General features: G+C 54.4%; 1 protein-coding gene and 1 pseudogene. One reads left to right on the top strand and one right to left on the bottom strand.

Translation table 11 applies throughout. The annotated features are described in order from the left end of the window. Positions 1-133: 133 nt before the first annotated feature. The gene (locus EXE42_RS15520; RefSeq protein ID WP_137706908.1) at positions 134-892 is read right to left on the bottom strand and encodes a hypothetical protein; all 759 of its coding nucleotides are present in this window, start codon (positions 890-892) and stop codon (positions 134-136) included. 121 nt (positions 893-1,013) lie between these two features. On the opposite strand from EXE42_RS15520, the pseudogene EXE42_RS15515 reads away from it, so the two are divergent. After that, a pseudogene (locus tag EXE42_RS15515) lies at positions 1,014-1,396 on the top strand (hypothetical protein); the annotation flags it as partial.

Below are 1,396 nucleotides of genomic sequence, written 5' to 3'. Positions count from 1 at the left end.
GATTTGCCACCAGATGCCCCGGGGCACTATCAACAGTCGCATCCTCCCCCCTACTATATTCCAGAGAAATTGCCTCTCTCGTCGCCGATCGAGAACGACAAGGATCTCGCGGCGACGAATCAGTGACCCGGCGCTACGGAACTTTGTCCACGATATTGCGCAGGTCATCTTGGCTGGACCAGGCGAAGCATCGGTTGTGGAGTTCGAAGAGGCGGAATTCGTTGAGGTGAACCCAACTGTATGAGACAGGTGCTTGTTCGTCATCCTCTCGTTCCTCTAATCGGTCAATAACATCGGACTTCGTGAGTCTGATGTCGTTCTTATTGGCTGCGGCGAGGAGTGAGTCAAGCTCTTTTTCGGCGGTGGCCTGGTCGAGGTCGTCGTTGAAGTAAATGGTCGCGGCAGCTGCGATGACATCTGCCTCTGTATCGAGGTTCTGGTCAGTCATCCACGTGTAGTCTCGTGGGAGGACGTACGATTTGTCGAAGTATGGTGTCGTGCTGATTTTCCCGAGTTCGGTGACTTCACCGCCAGCATCCTGTTCGTACACGGCGACGATGGTATCAGCGTGCGCGGCGAGGAGGGTGAAACGGATGCGGAAGACTGGGAGCCGATCGATATCCAACTCGGGGAGATCAGCCATCAGGAAGGGGTATGTGCCGATTCGCTTGTCCAATTCGTTCTGGACGATGCGAAGGCGTCGAAGGTACGGGTCACGGTAGCTGCCAAGAATGAAATACGAGTCTTCAGGTGTGTGGAGATGTGGGAGTTCTCGGTTGGCGAACAACAGGATCTCAGAGGTTTCGCGAGGTTCTAATTCGAGCCCTTGGAGCGTGTCGTTCACGCTCTCCATAATCTCTGCCGCGTTTGGAGGCGGGCCGGGGTCAGTCATACTGTGTGCTCCTTGGCGAGTGAACAAATAGGTTACTGACCAGTATGCCTAATACGGTTTTTGACCACATTAGTTGACCCAAAGTATTATTCACGCCGCTGAAGTACTCTCAAGTGAGACCATGAGTGACGCACCTGCCGCAGAGGGTGACGGCCCGTTCGAAGAGCAGCGGCAGATCTACGATCTCCTATCCCAGGAGACGCGGCACTTGATCCTACAGTTCATCCTTGGCCATCCGGAGCATCTCCCGTCGCTCGATGAGTTGGCGTACATGATGCCGAAGAACAAGGCCGCAGTCAGAGATCAGCTGGAGGTTCTCAGTGACAACGATATCATCGAATGTTATCGGTACCCGCCGAATGAGGACGCGCGCGATCTTCCCAGTCAGTTTTACGGTCTGACTGAACACGGAGTTGAGGTTCTCTATGAGTACAATTATCTCCGTGGCCTCCCCGTAGCGCGTGCTCTCTACGATAACACGCGCCTGTCCGAAAAAGCACAACG

Source organism: Halorubrum sp. SP3, assembly GCF_005435195.1.
Taxonomy (GTDB): Archaea; Halobacteriota; Halobacteria; order Halobacteriales; family Haloferacaceae; genus Halorubrum; species Halorubrum sodomense.
Note: the sequence above shows the minus strand (reverse complement) of the source record. Positions and strands in the feature narration are given on the sequence as shown.

Excerpts from the sequence above, each read along its gene's own strand:
- EXE42_RS15520 (WP_137706908.1), bottom strand. The coding sequence starts at position 892 with ATGACTGACCCCGGCCCGCCTCCAAACGCGGCAGAGATTATGGAGAGC.